Source organism: Pseudomonas jilinensis (assembly GCF_003586265.1).
Taxonomy (GTDB): Bacteria; Pseudomonadota; Gammaproteobacteria; order Pseudomonadales; family Pseudomonadaceae; genus Halopseudomonas; species Halopseudomonas phragmitis.
The window spans coordinates 163,223-179,650 of record NZ_QJSA01000001.1 but is presented as its reverse complement, the minus strand read 5'-3'; the positions used below and the strand labels follow the sequence as shown (position 1 = coordinate 179,650).

Genomic DNA, 16,428 nt, shown 5'->3' with positions numbered 1-16,428 from the left:
CTCTTCAGTGCGAACTGTCAGTAAAAAGCGGATTTTACACGGATATGCCGAGGCGTGCCGCATTCAGCGCGGCAACTGTTCATCCAGCCAGAGCCCCAGCGGACTGCCCGCAGGCCAGTTGCGAATCAACCGGGCCCGATCCTCGGCCCAGGCCCGCCGCCAAGCGGCTTCGCTGGAGTGGGCCTGCATGGCATCCAGATCGATCAGCCAGACCCGGCCCTGGTGCCACAGCAGATTGGTGGCCTTGCAGTCGCCGTGACTGATACGCTGGCGGGCCAGTTCGGAAAAGACTTTGAGCAACGCCTGGCACTGCTCTGGTGCAGGCAATTCTTGCCCCGTTGGATCGAACAGGCTTAGCAAGTCCTGCCCGGGACAGAACTCAGTCACCAACCAGGCGCGCCGACGCAGTGGACCAAAGCGACTCTCACACATGGCAAGCGGCGCTGGCGTAGCGATGTCGAGAAATTGCAAGCGGTGGGCAGCCAACCAGGAATGCCAGGCCCGGCTCGGCCGCCAGAAGCGCCGCAACCAGTGCCCCAGGCTTTTGATGTTGTAGCGCTTGACCACCAGCGTCCGCTCGCCCCGCGTAAAACGTGTCACGGTACTGCTACCCCCATCCTTGAGCAGCGGCTCACTGTCAAACAAACTATCAGGCTCATTCATAACCGGCAGCAGCTCGGCACTTTCGCTACGCTTGATCGAGAGAAATCGCCACCAGTTGCGTCGGACGCTGAACAGGCTGCAATCACGCAAGGCCTTGCCGAGATAGTCTTGTAAACGCCATTGGCGCCCGCGCTCAAGCGCCTGAAGCACGCGCTGAGGATCTATCGCACGCGCGCTGTTCACCCCAAGATAGCCAACCAGCAGCAGTTCCAGTTGCTCTTCCCAGGCCACCGGCAGTTGGGCGAAAAAGGCCCCCAGGTTATCCGCCGCATCCCGGGCGTTCAGCGCCTCGCTGGAAGACTGTACGCTGACAGCATCGCCATCGATTACATACAACTGCCCCTGGTGCCAGAGAAAGTTGCCCATGTGCAGATCACTTTGGGTCAGTCCCTGCGCATGCATGCGCGCCAACATGGCTACCACCTCGGCAACCAGACCCTGTGCTTCGGCACTGGCTGGCTCGCTGGAACTCAGTGCCTCCCAGCGTTGTTGCTGGGTTTGAGCACCGGATAGAAAGCGGGTCAGCAAGTAATGACCGCCGCCCGGAATCCGCCCACTGGCAACCAGCCCCGGGGTTGGTATTGCCTTGAGCTGCAAGGCCTCAACGCCCTGTTTCTCGCGTGACCAGTGACGCTCAGCGCCATGGGCAATGAACAGTTTGGCAAGCACCAGCTCGCCGTCCAGCAGCGCTTGGCCTACCAGCCGCTTGCCGGGCAAAATCCGCAGCCACTGCAAAATCTGCAGTGAGCGCCCATCATCCAGGGTCAGGCTCAGAGGTTGCGGCGGACGACGCCCATAAGCTCTGAGCTGCCGGGTATCAATCACCGCCGCCGCTCCTTGCGCTGATGCTTGCGTGCGATGTCAGCGATCAACTGACGAACCTCGGCATCGACCCTGGTCTTGCCGGTATAGGCCAGCATGAAACGCAACCGTTGAGTCCGCGGCAGTGGCGCACTGCGCCGCAACAGGGTTTCCAGATCGGCAACGAAGTCTCGCTGACCACGCCAGGCCCGGCGGGTCTTTTCCAGATCAATCAACCGCGCACCAGCGCCATCGCCATCAACCTTCAGGAAAATATGCTTGAAATACAAGCAGTTGTGCACCATTCCGGCATTATGCAGCGCCCGCACCAAAGCACCGGTCGCCACCACCAGATCGTGCCTGGCCGCCCAGCCCAAGGTTGGCCAGCGCTGATACCAGTCGTCGGCATCCTGATAATCATCCAGCGCCCGGGTCAGCAGAATGGCCTGGCGATGTCCCGGCTCACGTCGCTCGGCATAAAACGCTGCTTCGAGCGCCGGCACACCATGCCGGGCGTAGGCCTGAATGTAACGAAACTCACGGGCGAAGGTAGGCTCACCCCATGGGGCCTGGAGGCTACGGGTCAGATGATTATCCTGACGCTTGAGATAAAAGCTCTGCAGCTGGCCATCAGCGCCCTCCAGCTCCAGACGGTAAACACTGCTCCAGCCACCGCGATTGACATTGGGCTCATCGATCGCATCCAGCTTCAGCTCCCACAGTGCCTGAAACGTATCCAGACCATGACGGGCCAAAATATCCCGGGCATTTACCGCAATAAAAGGCAAAGCGCTCATTCGCGTCCCTCAAAGAATTTCAGCACCCGACGAATAAAACGCTTGTCGGCGGCGTCCAGCCGTTGTTTGCCACTGTAATCACGATAAAAGCGCAAACGCTGGCTACGCGTGAAATGCAGCTTGCCCAGCTTGTCCAGGCAAGCCAGGTCCTTGATGATTCGGTAACGCAGCATCGGCCCCCACCAGAATGCACCGGCAGGACAATCGATCAGGTATACCCGCGCCTTGGGGTCAACCAGAATATTGCGCCACTTGAAGTCGTTATGCACAAAGCGCTGGTCATGCATCATCCGCGCAGCATGGGCAACCTGATGACAGACGCTACGCACCCATACCGGGTCCTTGAAACAGTCGGCCTGCTGTTCGGCCAGTCGGGCCAGGTCCGTGGTATTGTCCAGCGCCTCGGTGATCATGGCGCCACGCACGAACAGCCCCGCTCGCCGCTCCATGCCAAAGCCCACGACAGTCGCCGCCGGAATCCCCCAGGCCTTGAAGCTGAGCAGGTTCTCCCACTCGGCAACCACGCGTGGCCGGCCCAGGTAACGGCGCAGATGCTTGCCTGCGGCATGATAACGCTTGAGGTAGTAATGCCGATCTCCAATCCATACCCGGTGTACCGTGCTCAACGGGTCGCGGGTAATGAACTCGCCTTCCAGCGCAAACACGCTATCCAGATCGGCAAACGCCAGACCACTGTGCCCGGTTGCGTATTCCGGGTTGAGCGTCCACTTGATCATTGTCCGGCACCTGGAGCAAAACGTCGGTACCAGCGATCCAGCAGCTTGTCGGCACGCTTTTCCAGCCAGCGCAACAGCACAACCTCGGAGTCCAGAACCTCACGCAAGGGGCGTTGAAAGTACAAGCGCAGAAAGCGCAGCTTGTCGCGCGGGGTCAAACCAATTTGCAGAGCGGAGAAATACAGCGCTGCCAGATCCTTGTTGCGCCAGCGCTCGGGCACCCGATCGCGAATTTGCGCACGGTGCAGGTCGATCAGCGAAACCCGCAGGCAGTCCGGCGTCGGCGCCGGCTCGGTATGCAAAAGAAAATGCACCAGATAACAATCTCTATGGTTGATTCCGGCCCTGTGCATGCGCCCCACCATATCCGCCACCCGGGCGATCAGCGCGCGCTTGAGCGCTGGCGACGGCGGATTGGTCGGCCAGTCCCGACAGAAATCCTCCAGGCTGACGGTAGGGGCCAGGGCCTGAGTAATGATGAACGAGTGCTGGCGCGCCGGGTTGGCGCCGCGTTCGCCAAAGGCCACTGCGGTCATGGTGGCGACCCCGGCCCGGGTCAGCGCCTCAATCGCCCGCAATTCCTGGGCCGCACCTAGCACCGGTTTTTTCAGCAGCAACAGGTTTTTGGCGATTTCGGCCCAGCCAATGCCGCGATGAATCTTGACGAAATAGTCGTCACCTTCCACCCGGGTACACAAGGTACGCCGGCCTTCCAGGGCACGAAAAATCTCGCCATCCAGTGCTTCGACTTCAACAAAGGGGTCCTTGTCGGCCCAAAGCCGCGCGAACGGTTCGTGCAGAACCAGCGTGCCGGGCTTCAGCGGCCTGGGCATCAGACGGCAGCCCCAACGATAACGTCAGCCGCCTTCTGCGGCATGCTGTAAAGATCCTGTTCCCCGGCATAGCGCAGTGCATTGGCCTGCCAGCGGGCCCGGGCAGCATCATCGCCCAGCATCATCGCCAACTGGCGATTGAAGCCGGCCTGATCGAAGGGCTCAGGCGCCACCAGGCCACAGTCGGCATCCAGAACATGATGGGCATAGCCACAGACTTCGGTCACCAGCAGCGGTAATCCGGCAACCAGCGCTTCCAGCAGCACGGTACCGGTATTCTCATGACGAGCCGGATGCAGCAGCAGATCGGATGCCAGCAGAAAGTCCGGCACATCTTTACGACCACCGGGCATGAATACCTGTTTGCCAACGCCATGCTGGTCGGCCAGCGCCTGCATTTTGGCTGGATCATCGGCCCCCAGCGCCACCAGGCGAGTACGCACCCGCAGCGCTTCAGGCAAGGCCGCCAAGGCCTGGATACTGCGATCCAGACCCTTGCGATAAAAATCCGAACCGATTTGTACCAGCAACAGGCCATCGGCCGGTAGGTCGAACTCCTGCCCCAGGCGCTCACGCGCCAGTCGGCGCAAGTGTTCCGCATTGGCAGGCGCGCGGCGATCGGGCGAGATCCCCGGAGGCAGTAAATGAAAACGCTGAGCGGGGGTTGCATAGTAGTGCTTGAACAACTCCTGCTGAGTGGCCGATATCATCAAGAGCTCGGTCTTGCCCTGCGGATCGAATACCGCCCGTTCGTAGGCAGAGAAATGCCGGTAACGCGGACTGTAGCGATACATCGCTTTACGCAGATGGCGCGACTTGTCCTCATAGCAAGGGTCGGCCGCGTAATACACATCCAGTCCCGGCATCTTGTTGAAACCAACCACCCGATCTACCGGCCGTCGGCGCATATCCGCCTGGACCCAACGGGTAAACTTGGCATAACGGCGATGATTGAGCAGCGACCGGACCGGCACCTTGACCAGCTCAAAGCCTTCGGGCACCTCACCTTCCCAGCTCAGGGTATAGACACGAATACTGTGCCCACGCTGCTGGCATTCCTGGGCGATCCGGACAAAGTCACGCTGCAAACCGCCAAAGGGAAAGTACTTGTACAGCAGAAAAGCCAGTTGCATCAGAGAGATTCCTTGTTCGCCAACAGTTCGAGCAGACGGCGCATAACGGTTTCCGGCGCGAGCCGGGTAAAGCATAGCGGCTGTTCCCGCGTCAGGTCGAACCGGGTCTTGTCGTCGGTGGTTGGCTGGTAGCTGCAGGTTTTCTTCAAGCAGGGCGCACAGGCAAAGTCGCTGGCCAGGTGTTGCTGGCTGGCACCGTAAGCACCGGTAAAGCCCGGATTGGTCGGACCGAACAAGGACAGGGTCGGCACATCAAGCGCGGCGGCCAGGTGCCCCAGCCCGGTATCCACGGCTACACAGGCGCTGGCGCCAGCCAATACCCGGGCAACCCCCGCAAGGTTCAGCCGGGGCAGCACCAACACGCCTGGCAAACCAGCGGCGATGCGTTCGGCCCGAGCCTTTTCCTGGTCATTGCCCCAGGGCAGGCGTATCTGCCAGCCGGCCGCGACGGCCTGCTCGGCCAACTGCCGCCAATACAGCTCAGGCCAATGTTTGGTAACCCAGGTCGTGCCGTGCAGGAACAACAGATAAGGCTCACCCTGCGGCTCACCAGCCAATCGGGCCCGGTTCAGGCCGTAATCACCAACGCCGGCCGGCAACGGATAGCCCAGCGCCAGGGCAAACAGTTGGCGCACTCGCTCGACCGCATGCTGCCCCCAGGCTACTGATTTTTTGTCCTGATAAAACCGGCTGGCCCATGGTTCACGCGCCGAGTGGCGATCCAGCCCCACCACCGGGGCCTGGGCATAGCGTGTCAGCCAGGCGCTTTTCAGCAGGCCCTGGGCATCGATCACCAGATCATAGCGCTGGCCGGCCAGACGCTGTTTAAAGCGTGCCCACTCGCCGCTGCGCCAGGTTTTCAGCGGGCTCTTGCGCCAGCGGCGAATCGCGACCGGTATGACCTCGGCCACCGCCGGGTGCCAGGCGGGGATTTCGGCAAAGCCTTCCTCAACCACCCAGTCAAAGGCAATACCGGGAATCGCCCGCTGGGCGTCGGTCAGTGCCGGCAGAGTATGGATGACATCCCCCATGGAGGAGGTCTTAATCAGTAGCACACGCATCAATCAGGCATCCAGCGGATCGGCCAGCGGATCACCTACCAGACGATCCAGCGCGTCTATGACCTGTTGCGGCGGCAGTTCACGCAGACAGTTGTAATGACCGTAGCGGCAGGTCCGGTCAAAGCAGGGGCTGCATTCCAGCCCCAGGCGCACGATTTCCACTTGTTCAGCCAGCGGCGGGGTGAATTGTGGCGAAGTCGAGCCGTAAACCGACACCAATGGTCGGTCCAACGCGGCGGCAACATGCATCAGCCCGGAATCGTTACTGACCACAGCAGTCGCGCAGGACAGCAGATCAATAGCTTCGGCCAGGCTAGTTTCACCACAGAGGTTGACCGACTCCTCACGCAGCCCAGGAATCAGCCGGCTGCGAATATCCTCGGCCACAGCATGATCGTTCTTTGAACCGAATAGCCAAACCTGCCAGCCCATGCGGACCTTGGCGTCCGCGACCTCGGCATAGTGTTCGCTCGGCCAGCGTTTGGCCTCACCAAACTCGGCGCCTGGGCACAGCGCCAGCACCGGGCGATCCAGCTCCAGGCCGAACCGGGCCAATGCCGCCGCGCGACTGGCTGGCTCAATCCGCAGTTGCGGGCGTGGATAAGGTTTGGGCAGAGCAGCGCCCGGCTCAAAGGCCAGCGCCATGAAGCGCTCGATCATCAGCGGATACTGCTGCTTGTCGAGCTTGCGGATATCGTTGAGCAACCGGTAACGCATCTCGCCGCGCCAGCCGGTACGCTTGGGAATGTTGGCAAAATACGGCACCAGGGCCGACTTCAGCGAGTTGGGTAGCAGAATTGCCTGATCATATTGACCAGCCAGGGACTTGCCGATCTTCTTGCGGGTCGCCAGCTCCAGTACCCCGTGGCCGAGCGGAAAGCTCAGCGCCTGGTTGACCTCGGGCATCCGCTCGAGAATCGGCCGGCTCCACTCGGGCGCCAGTACATCGATCAGGCACTGCTCGCCATGGCGCTGCTTGAGGCAGACAAACAGCGTCTGCGCCATCACCATGTCGCCTACCCAACTGGGACCAATAATCAGGATCTTCATATAAAGCCGCTTAGAGGCTGGAAGCTGAAGCTGGAAGCACAGCCCCCAGCGTTCAGCTTGTGACCTTCAGCTAGTTTCAGCCGACCAGTGTGCGCCACTCGGCGTGGGCTCCGCTCTTGCCGGTGACCAGATCGAAGTAGGCTTTCTGCAGTTTCTCGGTTACCGGGCCACGGCGGCCGGCACCAATCTGGCGGCCATCCAGCTCGCGAATCGGCGTGACTTCGGCAGCGGTGCCAGTGAAGAAGGCTTCATCAGCGATATACACTTCATCACGGGTGATACGCTTCTCGACGACCGGAATGCCGAACTCGTTGGCCAGGCTCAGTACGGTGCCACGAGTGATGCCATTCAGGCAGGCAGTCACTTCCGGGGTATAGATCACGCCACCTTTGACGATGAACACGTTCTCACCCGAGCCCTCGGCTACATAGCCTTCCGGATCCAGCAGCAGCGCTTCGTCGGCACCGGCGGAAACCGCTTCCTGCAACGCCAGCATCGAGTTCATGTAGGCACCGCTGGCCTTGGCCCGGGTCATGGTGATGTTGACGTGGTGGCGGGTGAAGGAACTGGTGCGGATCTTGATGCCGGTCTCCAGCGCTTCTTCGCCCATGTAGGCGCCCCAGTGCCAGGCTGCGATAGCCACGTGTACCTTGAGGTTGTCGGCGCGAATGCCCATGCCTTCCGATCCGTAGAATACCAGCGGGCGGATGTAGGCGGTTTCCAGCTTGTTCTCGCGCACCACGGCACGCTGGGCTTCGTTGAGCTGTTCCTTGGTGAACGGAATCTTCATGCCCATGATGTGGGCCGAGTCGAACAGCCGGTCAGTATGAGCCTGCAAGCGGAAGATCGCTGTGCCATCCGGAGTGCTGTAGGCGCGTACACCTTCAAACACGCCCATGCCGTAGTGCAGCGAGTGGGTCAGTACATGCACGTTGGCCTCGCGCCACGGCACCATTTCACCATCAAACCAGATAACACCATCACGATCGGCCATCGACATAGCAGCCAGCTCCATTCACTAATCTTTACGTGCGTTCAAATTTCAGTTGTCTGCCTGAGCGCGCCAGTTCAGGCAGAGTGGTTATCCGCCTGCTGGTCGGGCAGCAGTTGCTGCCAGAGCTTGATGACTCCATGCCGGAAATCATGAAACTGGTCGCCGCTGACTGTGCCTGGCTGGTTTTGCAAAGCCAGGCGATGGGCTGCCGCGCGGTAGGCCTTGTAAGCCTCCTGCAGTCGCTGAACGTCCTCACCGGGGATCAATCCGGCGTCACGCAACCCATCGAGAATCCTGATGTTATCGGTATAGCGCAGTAACTCGGGGTACCGGCACGACCAGGCTAGAACCGCATATTGCACCATAAATTCGATATCGACGATACCTCCGGCATCATGCTTGAGACTAAAGGTCGCATCCGCCGTGAACGCCGACACATCAAAGCCGCCCCGAGTAGCGGCGGTTGCCAGGTTATCCCGCATTTTCTGGCGCATCTGCCCGACTTCGGCCCGCAGGCCAGGTTCATCACGCTGGCGTCCCAGTACTTCGGCCCGCAACTCGTCAAACCGATGGCCCAGACGCTTGCAACCGGTCAGCACCCGGGCCCGGACCAGCGCCTGATGCTCCCAGGTCCAGGCCTCCTCGCGCTGGTAACGGGCAAAGGCCGCAAGCGAAGTCACCAGCAAACCGGAGTTGCCCGATGGGCGCAGGCGCATATCGACCTCATACAATGCTCCAGAAGTGGTTTGCGCGGTCAGGATATGAATGATGCGCTGGCCCAGCCGGGTGTAGAACTTGCTGCCATCGATTGGCCGCTCGCCATTGGTCTCCGACTGTGGATCACCGTCATGGATGAACACCAGATCCAGGTCGGAACCATGCCCCAGCTCGATCCCCCCAACCTTGCCATAGCCAACAATGATGAAATCCAGCTCGCACGGCGAGCCATCGGCGCGCCGCGGCACCCCATGGCGCAGACTCATTTCGCGCCAGGCCAGTTGCAGCACCTGCTGCAAAATCGCCTCGGCAATCCAGGTCAGGTAATCACTGACCTTCATCAGCGGCAGACTACCGGCGATTTCCGACGCCGCCACCCGCAACACATGGGCCCGTTTGAAATAGCGCAGGGTTTCCATCTGCTGTTCAAGGTCATCCTCGGGAATGCGCAGCAGTTGCTGGCGCAGCTCATCGACCAACTCATCCGGCTCTGGCGGCCGATACAGCCGCCCGGCATTGAGCAATTCATCGAGCACCACCGGATAGCGGGTAATCTGCTCAGCGACCCACGGACTGGCGCTGCACAGCACCAGCAACTCACGCAATGCTCCAGGGTTCTCGGTCAGCAGCAACAAATAGGCTGAGCGCCGGGCCACCGCCTCAACCAAGGGCAGCACCCGCTCCAGTGCCAGATCGGGATCATCCTGCTCACTGGCCATGGCCAGCAGCCGCGGCATGAATACATCCAGCCGGTCGCGCCCAAGCTTCTGCATAGCCCGCACCCGCCCCGACTGCAACAAGCCCTGCAACCGTTGCCAGGCTGATTCCGGCTGTTTAAAGCCTGCTCCCGCCAACAACTCATGAGCCTGCTCCGACTCCAGCAGTCCCTCCCAAAGCGGCGCCAGATTGTCACAGGACGGGCAGCTATCCTCTTCATCCTCATCCGGGTCGGCGATCACATTGGCAAAATGCCGGGCCACCCGCTCGCGCTGGCTTTCCAGGGCCTGGCGAAACTCGCCCCAGCCCTCATAGCCCATGGCCCAGGCCACCCGCTCCTGCCCTTGCGGATCGGTCGGCAGCATCTGGGTCTGACGATCATCTATAGCTTGCAGCACATGTTCGGTATCGCGCAGAAACAGATAGGCCCCCTTGAGCTCATCCACCGCGCTATCAGGTAGGTAGCTGTTGGTTGCCAGCATGTCCAGCACCGGCAGGATCGGCCGCTGCTGCAAGGCCCGATCGCGACCGCCATGGATCAACTGGAACGCCTGGCCGATGAACTCGATCTCGCGAATCCCCCCGCTGCCCAGCTTGACGTTGTCCTGCATGCCCTTGCGCTGCACTTCACGTTGAATCATCTGCTTGAGGCTGCGCAGCGCTTCGATTGCGGTGAAGTCCAGATAGCGGCGATAGACAAACGGCTTGAGCATGGCCAGGAGCTCCGCCCCGGCCACCTGATCACCGCCGACCACCCGCGCCTTGATCATCGCGTAGCGCTCCCAGTCACGCCCCTGGCTCTGGTAATACTGCTCCAGCGCATCGAAGCTGAATACCAGTGCACCACTGTCACCATAGGGGCGCAGACGCATGTCGACCCGGAACACGAAACCATCCACAGTCGGCGCATCCAGAGCCTTGATCAGCCGCTGCCCGACCCGGATGAAAAATTCCTGATTGGACAGGCTGCGACGCCCGCCCTGGGTTTCCCCGGCCTCGGGATAGGCAAAGATCAGGTCGATATCGGAAGACAGGTTGAGTTCCTGAGCGCCCAGCTTGCCCATGCCCAGAATCACCATATGCTGGGGCTCGCCACTGTACCCGAGCGGCGTCCCGAAACTGCTGCAAGCCTGTTGATAGCACCAACGGTAGGCCTGATCGATACAGGCATCGGCCATATCCGACAGATCGCGGCAAGTTTCCTGGGTACTGGCCTGACGGGTCAGGTCACGCCAGATGATTCGCACTTGCTGAGTCTGACGAAAGCGCCTCAAGGCTTTCAGCAGCTCCTCCTCAGACTCGACTCCGGCCAGCGCTACAGCCAACAGCTCGGCCATCTCACCTGAGCGCAGACTGCGCCACAACAGCCGCTCCTCTTGCAGCCGCCAGGCCATGGCGGGATCACGGCGCAATTGCTCGGCCACAAAGTCGCTCACGGCCAGCACCTGCACCAGCGTATTCATGAACTCATCATCCAGTTCCGGCAGGCTGGACTCCAGCTCGTTCAACTGCAGGGCGCTGCGCCACTGATCCAGATGATGTTCAGTCAACGCCTGCAATGTCGCAGGTACCGGCAGAGGAGAAGAAAACGCCATGGTCTATCCTTATTGTGCTCTTAACTCAGCTTGCCACGGGCACGGCGTTCGGAAAAGCCCGAAGACACAGAACTGATCGGTCACAATGTAGCTTTACTACAAAAACATTACCAATACACTGGAATGCGGCCCATTTTTGTAGTAAAACTACATTCACCGCATATACCCATGCCGACGGCCGCACGATCACGTAACGACCGCCGGTGAGGCCCACAAGGTCTGGAGAACACAATGAAGCACAACGATATCGATCCGCTCGAAACCCAGGAATGGCTCGATTCCCTGGAGTCGGTTCTCGCCAAAGAAGGCGAAGACCGCGCCCACTACCTGCTGACCCGCATGGGTGAACTGGCCAGCCGTAGCGGCACCCAGTTGCCCTACGCTATCACCACCCCGTACCGCAACACCATTCCGGTCACCCACGAGGCGCGCATGCCCGGCGACCTGTTCATGGAGCGGCGGATTCGCTCCATGGTGCGCTGGAATGCCCTGGCCATGGTGATGCGTACCAACCAGCAGGACCCCGACCTGGGCGGTCATATCTCCACCTTCGCCTCCAGCGCCACGCTGTACGACATCGGCTTCAACTACTTCTTCAAGGCCCCGACCGACGAACACGGTGGCGACCTGGTGTTCTTCCAGGGCCACGCATCGCCCGGCATCTATGCCCGCGCATTCCTCGAAGGCCGGATCACTGAAGATCAGCTCAACAACTTCCGCCAGGAGGTAGATGGCCAGGGCCTGTCGTCCTACCCACACCCCTGGCTGATGCCCGATTTCTGGCAATTCCCTACCGTGTCCATGGGCCTGGGTCCGATCCAGGCGATCTATCAGGCTCGGTTCATGAAATACCTCGAGCACCGTGGCTTCATCGAGCCGGGCAAGCAGAAGGTCTGGTGTTTCGTCGGCGACGGTGAAACCGACGAGCCGGAAACCCTCGGCGCCATCTCGCTGGCTGGCCGCGAGAAACTCGACAACCTGATCTTCGTCATCAACTGCAACCTGCAGCGCCTGGACGGCCCGGTGCGCGGCAACGGCAAGATCATCCAGGAACTCGAAGGCGTATTCCGCGGCGCTGACTGGAACGTGATCAAGGTCATCTGGGGACGCTTCTGGGACCCGCTGCTTGCCAAGGACCATGATGGTCTGCTGCAACAGCGTATGGAAGAAGCCGTGGACGGCGACTACCAGAACTACAAGGCCAAGGACGGAGCCTTCGTGCGCGAGCACTTCTTCGGCACCCGCCCCGAGCTGCAGGAGATGGTCAAAGACCTGTCCGACGAGGAAATCTGGAAGCTCAACCGCGGTGGCCATGACCCCTACAAGGTCTATGCCGCCTACCACAACGCAGTCAACCATGAAGGTCAGCCCAGTGTCATCCTGGCCAAAACCATCAAGGGGTACGGCACCGGCGCCGGCCAGGGCCAGAACACCGCGCACAACACCAAGAAAGTCGATATCGAGAGCCTGAAAAAATTCCGCGATCGCTTCGACATCCCGGTCAATGACGACCAACTGGAAAAACTGCCGTTCTACCGCCCGGAAGAAGGCAGCGCCGAATACAAGTACCTGCACGAACGCCGTCAGGCACTGGGTGGCTATATGCCGCAGCGCCGTGCGGAAAGCTTCAAGGTGCCGGTACCGCCGCTCGATACCCTCAAGAGCATTCTCGACGGCACCGGCGAACGGGAAATTTCCACCACTATGGCCTTCGTGCGGATTCTCTCGCAACTGGTCAAGGACAAGGAACTCGGCCCGCGCATCGTACCCATCGTCCCCGACGAAGCCCGCACCTTCGGTATGGAAGGCATGTTCCGTCAGCTCGGCATCTACTCCTCGGTCGGCCAGCTGTACGAACCGGTCGACAAGGACCAGGTGATGTTTTACCGCGAGGACAAGAAAGGCCAGATCCTCGAAGAAGGCATCAACGAAGCCGGCGCCATGTCCAGCTGGATCGCTGCCGGCACCGCCTACAGCACACACAACCAGCCGATGCTGCCGTTCTACATCTTCTATTCGATGTTCGGCTTCCAGCGCATAGGCGACTTGGCCTGGGCCGCCGGCGACAGCCGCGCCAAGGGCTTTTTGCTCGGCGGCACCGCCGGACGCACCACCCTCAACGGCGAAGGTTTGCAGCACGAGGACGGCCACAGCCACATCCTCGCCGCCACCATCCCCAACTGCCGCAGCTATGACCCGACCTACGCCTACGAACTGGCAGTGATCATTCGCGAAGGCGCACGGCGCATGATGGAAGAGCAGGAAAACGTCTTCTATTACCTGACCGTGATGAATGAGGCTTACCAGCAGCCGCCAATGCCGACCACCAAAGGCGTGGAAGACGGCATCATCCGCGGCATGTACCTGCTCGAAGAAGCCAGCAAGCCAGCCAAGCTGCACGTGCAATTGATGGGCAGCGGCACAATCCTGCGCGAAGTACGTGAAGCCGCCAAGATTCTGGCCGACGACTTTGGCGTAACCAGTGACATCTGGAGCGTCACCAGCTTCAACGAACTGCGTCGCGACGGCCTGGCGGTTGAGCGCCAAAACCGTCTGCACCCGGGCAAGAAAGCCCAGGCCAGTTACGTCGAGCAGAACCTGGCTGGGCGCAACGGCCCGGTAATCGCCGCCACCGACTACATGAAGCTGTACGCTGAACAGATTCGCCAATGGGTGCCGGGAACCTACAAGGTTCTGGGGACTGACGGCTTCGGCCGCAGCGACACCCGCCGCAAACTGCGTCACTTCTTCGAAGTGGACCGCTATTGGGTGGCCTATACCGCTCTCAGCGCCCTGACCGAGTCCGGTGCGATCAAACCCAAGGTACTGACCGATGCCCTCAAGGCCTTCGGTATCGACCCTGACAAGACCAACCCGCTGGATTGCTGAGGAGCGACATTATGAGTGAAGTAATCAAGTTGCCCGATATCGGCGGCGAAGGCGAAGTCATTGAAATTCTGGTCAAGGAAGGCGAGCGGGTTGAGGCGGAACAGTCTCTGCTGGTACTGGAGTCCGACAAGGCCAGCATGGAAGTCCCCAGTCCCAAGGCCGGAGTCATCAAGAGTCTCAAGTTCAAACTGGGCGACACCCTGAAGGAAGGTGACGCTCTGCTGGAGCTGGAAGTGGAAGGCGCTACCGACCAGGCAGCGGCACCCGCCAAGCAAGAGCAAAAACCAGCCGCCGAAGCGCCGAAAGCCCAACCTGCAGCCGAGCAGCCAAAGCAGGCACAACCTGCCGCCAGCAGCATCGAGGCAATCCGGATTCCGGATATCGGCAGCACCGAAGCCAAGATCATCGAGATTCTGGTCAGCAGCGGCGACAGCGTCGAAGTCGACCAGTCGCTGCTGGTACTGGAGTCAGACAAGGCCAGCATGGAGATCCCCTCGCCCGTGGCCGGGGTAATCGAATCAATCGAGGCAAAGCTCGAGCAGGACGTCAAAACCGGCGACCTGATCATGCATATCAAGACCGAAGGCGCGGCCGGCAGCCCGGCACCGGCTGCCGAGTCCGCCAGCCCCGCAGCCACGGTTGAAACTGAAGCTGCCGCACAGCCCAAGGCCAGCACACCCAGCGAGCCACAGAGCCCGCCACCGGTTGGCGGCCCCAGCCGCGACGGCCAGAAAGTCCATGCCGGCCCGGCAGTACGCAAGCTGGCCCGCGAACTCGGCGTTGAGCTGACTGAGGTCAAGCCCAGCGGCCCGCGCGAGCGCATCCTCAAGGAAGATGTCGACGCCTTCGTCAAACAGGTCATGCAACAGCGCAAAGCCGCACCGGCCGGTGCCGCTGGCGGCATGGGTATCCCGCCGGTACCGGAAGTCGATTTCAGCCGGTTTGGCGAGGTCGAGATCAAAGACATGACCCGTCTGCAACAAGTCGGCGCCATGAACTTGCACCGCAGTTGGCTCAACGTACCGCACGTGACCCAGTTCGATCAGGCCGACATCAGCGAACTGGAAGACTTCCGCAAGGCGCAAAAAACCGTCGCCGAGAAAGCCGGCGTCAAGCTCACGGTCCTGCCGTTCCTACTCAAGGCCTGTGCCCATCTGCTACGCGAACAGCCGAACTTCAACGTCTCGCTGGCCGGCAATGGCAAGCAACTGGTACACAAGCAGTACGTGCATATCGGCTTTGCCGTCGACACCCCGGATGGCCTGCTGGTGCCGGTGATTCGTGACGTCGACCAAAAGAGCCTGCTGCAACTGGCTGCCGAGGCAGCTGAACTGGCCGACAAGGCGCGCAACAAGAAGCTCGGTGCCGACGCCATGCAAGGCGCCTGCTTCACCATCTCCAGCCTGGGCCACATCGGCGGCACCTACTTCACGCCGATCGTCAACAGCCCGGAGGTGGCCATCCTTGGCGTATCCAAGGCCACCATGCAACCGGTCTGGGACGGCAAAGCCTTCCAGCCTCGGCTGATGCTGCCGCTGTCGCTGTCCTACGACCACCGGGCCATCAACGGCGCCGCCGCCGCCCAGTTCACCAAACGCCTCGGCGAACTGCTGGCGGATATCCGGTCGATGTTGTTGTAGTTGCACGCTTCCCGGGGTTCTCCTGGGAGCCTTGAGCATCTGCTCAAGGTAGGCGTTCCTGGGAGCCTCGAGCATCTGCTCGAGGTAAGCGTTGCACGGCAGCCCGCCGCGGGAGCAGATGCTCCCGCCTCCCGGGCTTACCTCCTACTGGCACTAGACCACGGCCAATGCTCAGGCGCTGCACATAACCCGGCTTTGGCCGGGTTGCTGTGAATGTAATCCACCACAGCAAGATGATGCCGCTCATCACGAATGAAACGATCCCAGTACCCGGGCATCCACAACCTGCCCAAGGGCAACCTCAACCCCAGCGTTTTGCTGTTCAACATGACCCAGCGACCGGTAAAGCCTTTCCAGCTCTGAACGATCCGCGACAGGGAGTAATGCGGCTCGATCAGCACATGAACGTGATTGGGCATGATGCACCAGGCTAGCAACCTGTAGCGGCTGTTCTGCCAACGCATCAACCCATCCGCCATAACCTGGGCCACCTGTGCGTGTTGCAGAGCACAACAGCCCAAGCCCTGATCCAGCCAGAACTCAATGCGCTGTCGGCGTTTCTGTTCCCGCGTATTTTCAGGCAAGAGCCTGAGTTCCTGCTCCAGACTGCGCTGTGTTTTGACAGGCAAAGCATCCGCCAGACGGAAGGTGATGAACTGGGCTACAGCGGGATTATCGCAATGGGGCAAGCGCCCAACGAGATACCAGCCCTTGTGATCCGGGGTAAGTACCATGACATACGTCCTTGTTATGTCGTTGAGCGCGAAATGTAGCAGGCTATCCGATGGAATGATGTGCGAA

General features: G+C 60.7%; 12 protein-coding genes. 2 read left to right on the top strand and 10 right to left on the bottom strand.

What is annotated here, in order from left to right; translation table 11 throughout:
- Nucleotides 1-63: 63 nt before the first annotated feature.
- The 9 genes from C2846_RS00790 to glnE form a co-directional block, all read right to left on the bottom strand.
- On the bottom strand, nt 64-1,488 hold the full coding sequence (locus C2846_RS00790; protein WP_119700468.1) for a lipopolysaccharide kinase InaA family protein: 1,425 nt from the start codon (nt 1,486-1,488) through the stop codon (nt 64-66).
- Nucleotides 1,485-2,261 carry a lipopolysaccharide kinase InaA family protein gene (locus C2846_RS00785; protein ID WP_080049667.1) on the bottom strand — a complete coding sequence of 259 codons (777 nt, stop codon included), beginning with the start codon at nt 2,259-2,261 and terminating at the stop codon, nt 1,485-1,487. Before C2846_RS00785 ends, C2846_RS00790 begins: the two co-directional genes overlap by 4 nt.
- Entirely contained in the window at nt 2,258-2,998 is a 741-nt protein-coding gene (locus C2846_RS00780) for a lipopolysaccharide kinase InaA family protein (RefSeq protein ID WP_119700467.1), read from the bottom strand. The genes C2846_RS00785 and C2846_RS00780 overlap by 4 nt, the downstream gene beginning before the upstream one ends.
- Nucleotides 2,995-3,831, bottom strand: a complete 837-nt coding sequence (rfaP, locus tag C2846_RS00775) for a lipopolysaccharide core heptose(I) kinase RfaP (protein WP_119700466.1) — start codon at nt 3,829-3,831, stop codon at nt 2,995-2,997. Before rfaP ends, C2846_RS00780 begins: the two co-directional genes overlap by 4 nt.
- The gene (locus tag C2846_RS00770) at nt 3,831-4,964 is read right to left on the bottom strand and encodes a glycosyltransferase family 4 protein (RefSeq protein ID WP_119700465.1); all 1,134 of its coding nucleotides are present in this window, start codon (nt 4,962-4,964) and stop codon (nt 3,831-3,833) included. The genes rfaP and C2846_RS00770 overlap by 1 nt, the downstream gene beginning before the upstream one ends.
- On the bottom strand, nt 4,964-6,025 hold the full coding sequence (gene waaC / locus C2846_RS00765; RefSeq protein ID WP_119700464.1) for a lipopolysaccharide heptosyltransferase I: 1,062 nt from the start codon (nt 6,023-6,025) through the stop codon (nt 4,964-4,966). Before waaC ends, C2846_RS00770 begins: the two co-directional genes overlap by 1 nt.
- Before the next feature lie 3 nt (nt 6,026-6,028).
- A complete protein-coding gene (gene waaF, locus C2846_RS00760; RefSeq protein ID WP_119700463.1) occupies nt 6,029-7,075 on the bottom strand; it encodes a lipopolysaccharide heptosyltransferase II in 1,047 nt (348 codons plus the stop codon).
- 76 nt (nt 7,076-7,151) lie between these two features.
- A complete protein-coding gene (locus tag C2846_RS00755) occupies nt 7,152-8,075 on the bottom strand; it encodes a branched-chain amino acid transaminase (RefSeq protein ID WP_080051676.1) in 924 nt (307 codons plus the stop codon).
- 68 nt (nt 8,076-8,143) lie between these two features.
- Nucleotides 8,144-11,098, bottom strand: coding sequence for a bifunctional [glutamate--ammonia ligase]-adenylyl-L-tyrosine phosphorylase/[glutamate--ammonia-ligase] adenylyltransferase (glnE, locus tag C2846_RS00750; protein WP_119700462.1), 2,955 nt, complete (start codon nt 11,096-11,098; stop codon nt 8,144-8,146).
- Nucleotides 11,099-11,329: 231 nt separating this feature from the next.
- Between glnE and aceE the strand changes: the two genes are divergently transcribed.
- Both aceE and aceF read left to right on the top strand, forming a co-directional pair.
- Nucleotides 11,330-13,987 (top strand): pyruvate dehydrogenase (acetyl-transferring), homodimeric type, encoded by a 2,658-nt coding sequence (gene aceE / locus C2846_RS00745; RefSeq protein ID WP_119700461.1) that lies wholly within the window; start codon nt 11,330-11,332, stop codon nt 13,985-13,987.
- A gap of 11 nt (nt 13,988-13,998) precedes the next feature.
- Nucleotides 13,999-15,627, top strand: coding sequence for a dihydrolipoyllysine-residue acetyltransferase (gene aceF, locus C2846_RS00740; protein ID WP_119700460.1), 1,629 nt, complete (start codon nt 13,999-14,001; stop codon nt 15,625-15,627).
- 137 nt (nt 15,628-15,764) lie between these two features.
- Here the strand turns inward: aceF and C2846_RS00735 are convergent, their stop codons facing one another.
- The gene (locus tag C2846_RS00735; protein WP_080049658.1) at nt 15,765-16,361 is read right to left on the bottom strand and encodes an REP-associated tyrosine transposase; all 597 of its coding nucleotides are present in this window, start codon (nt 16,359-16,361) and stop codon (nt 15,765-15,767) included.
- Between the last annotated feature and the right edge of the window lie 67 nt (nt 16,362-16,428).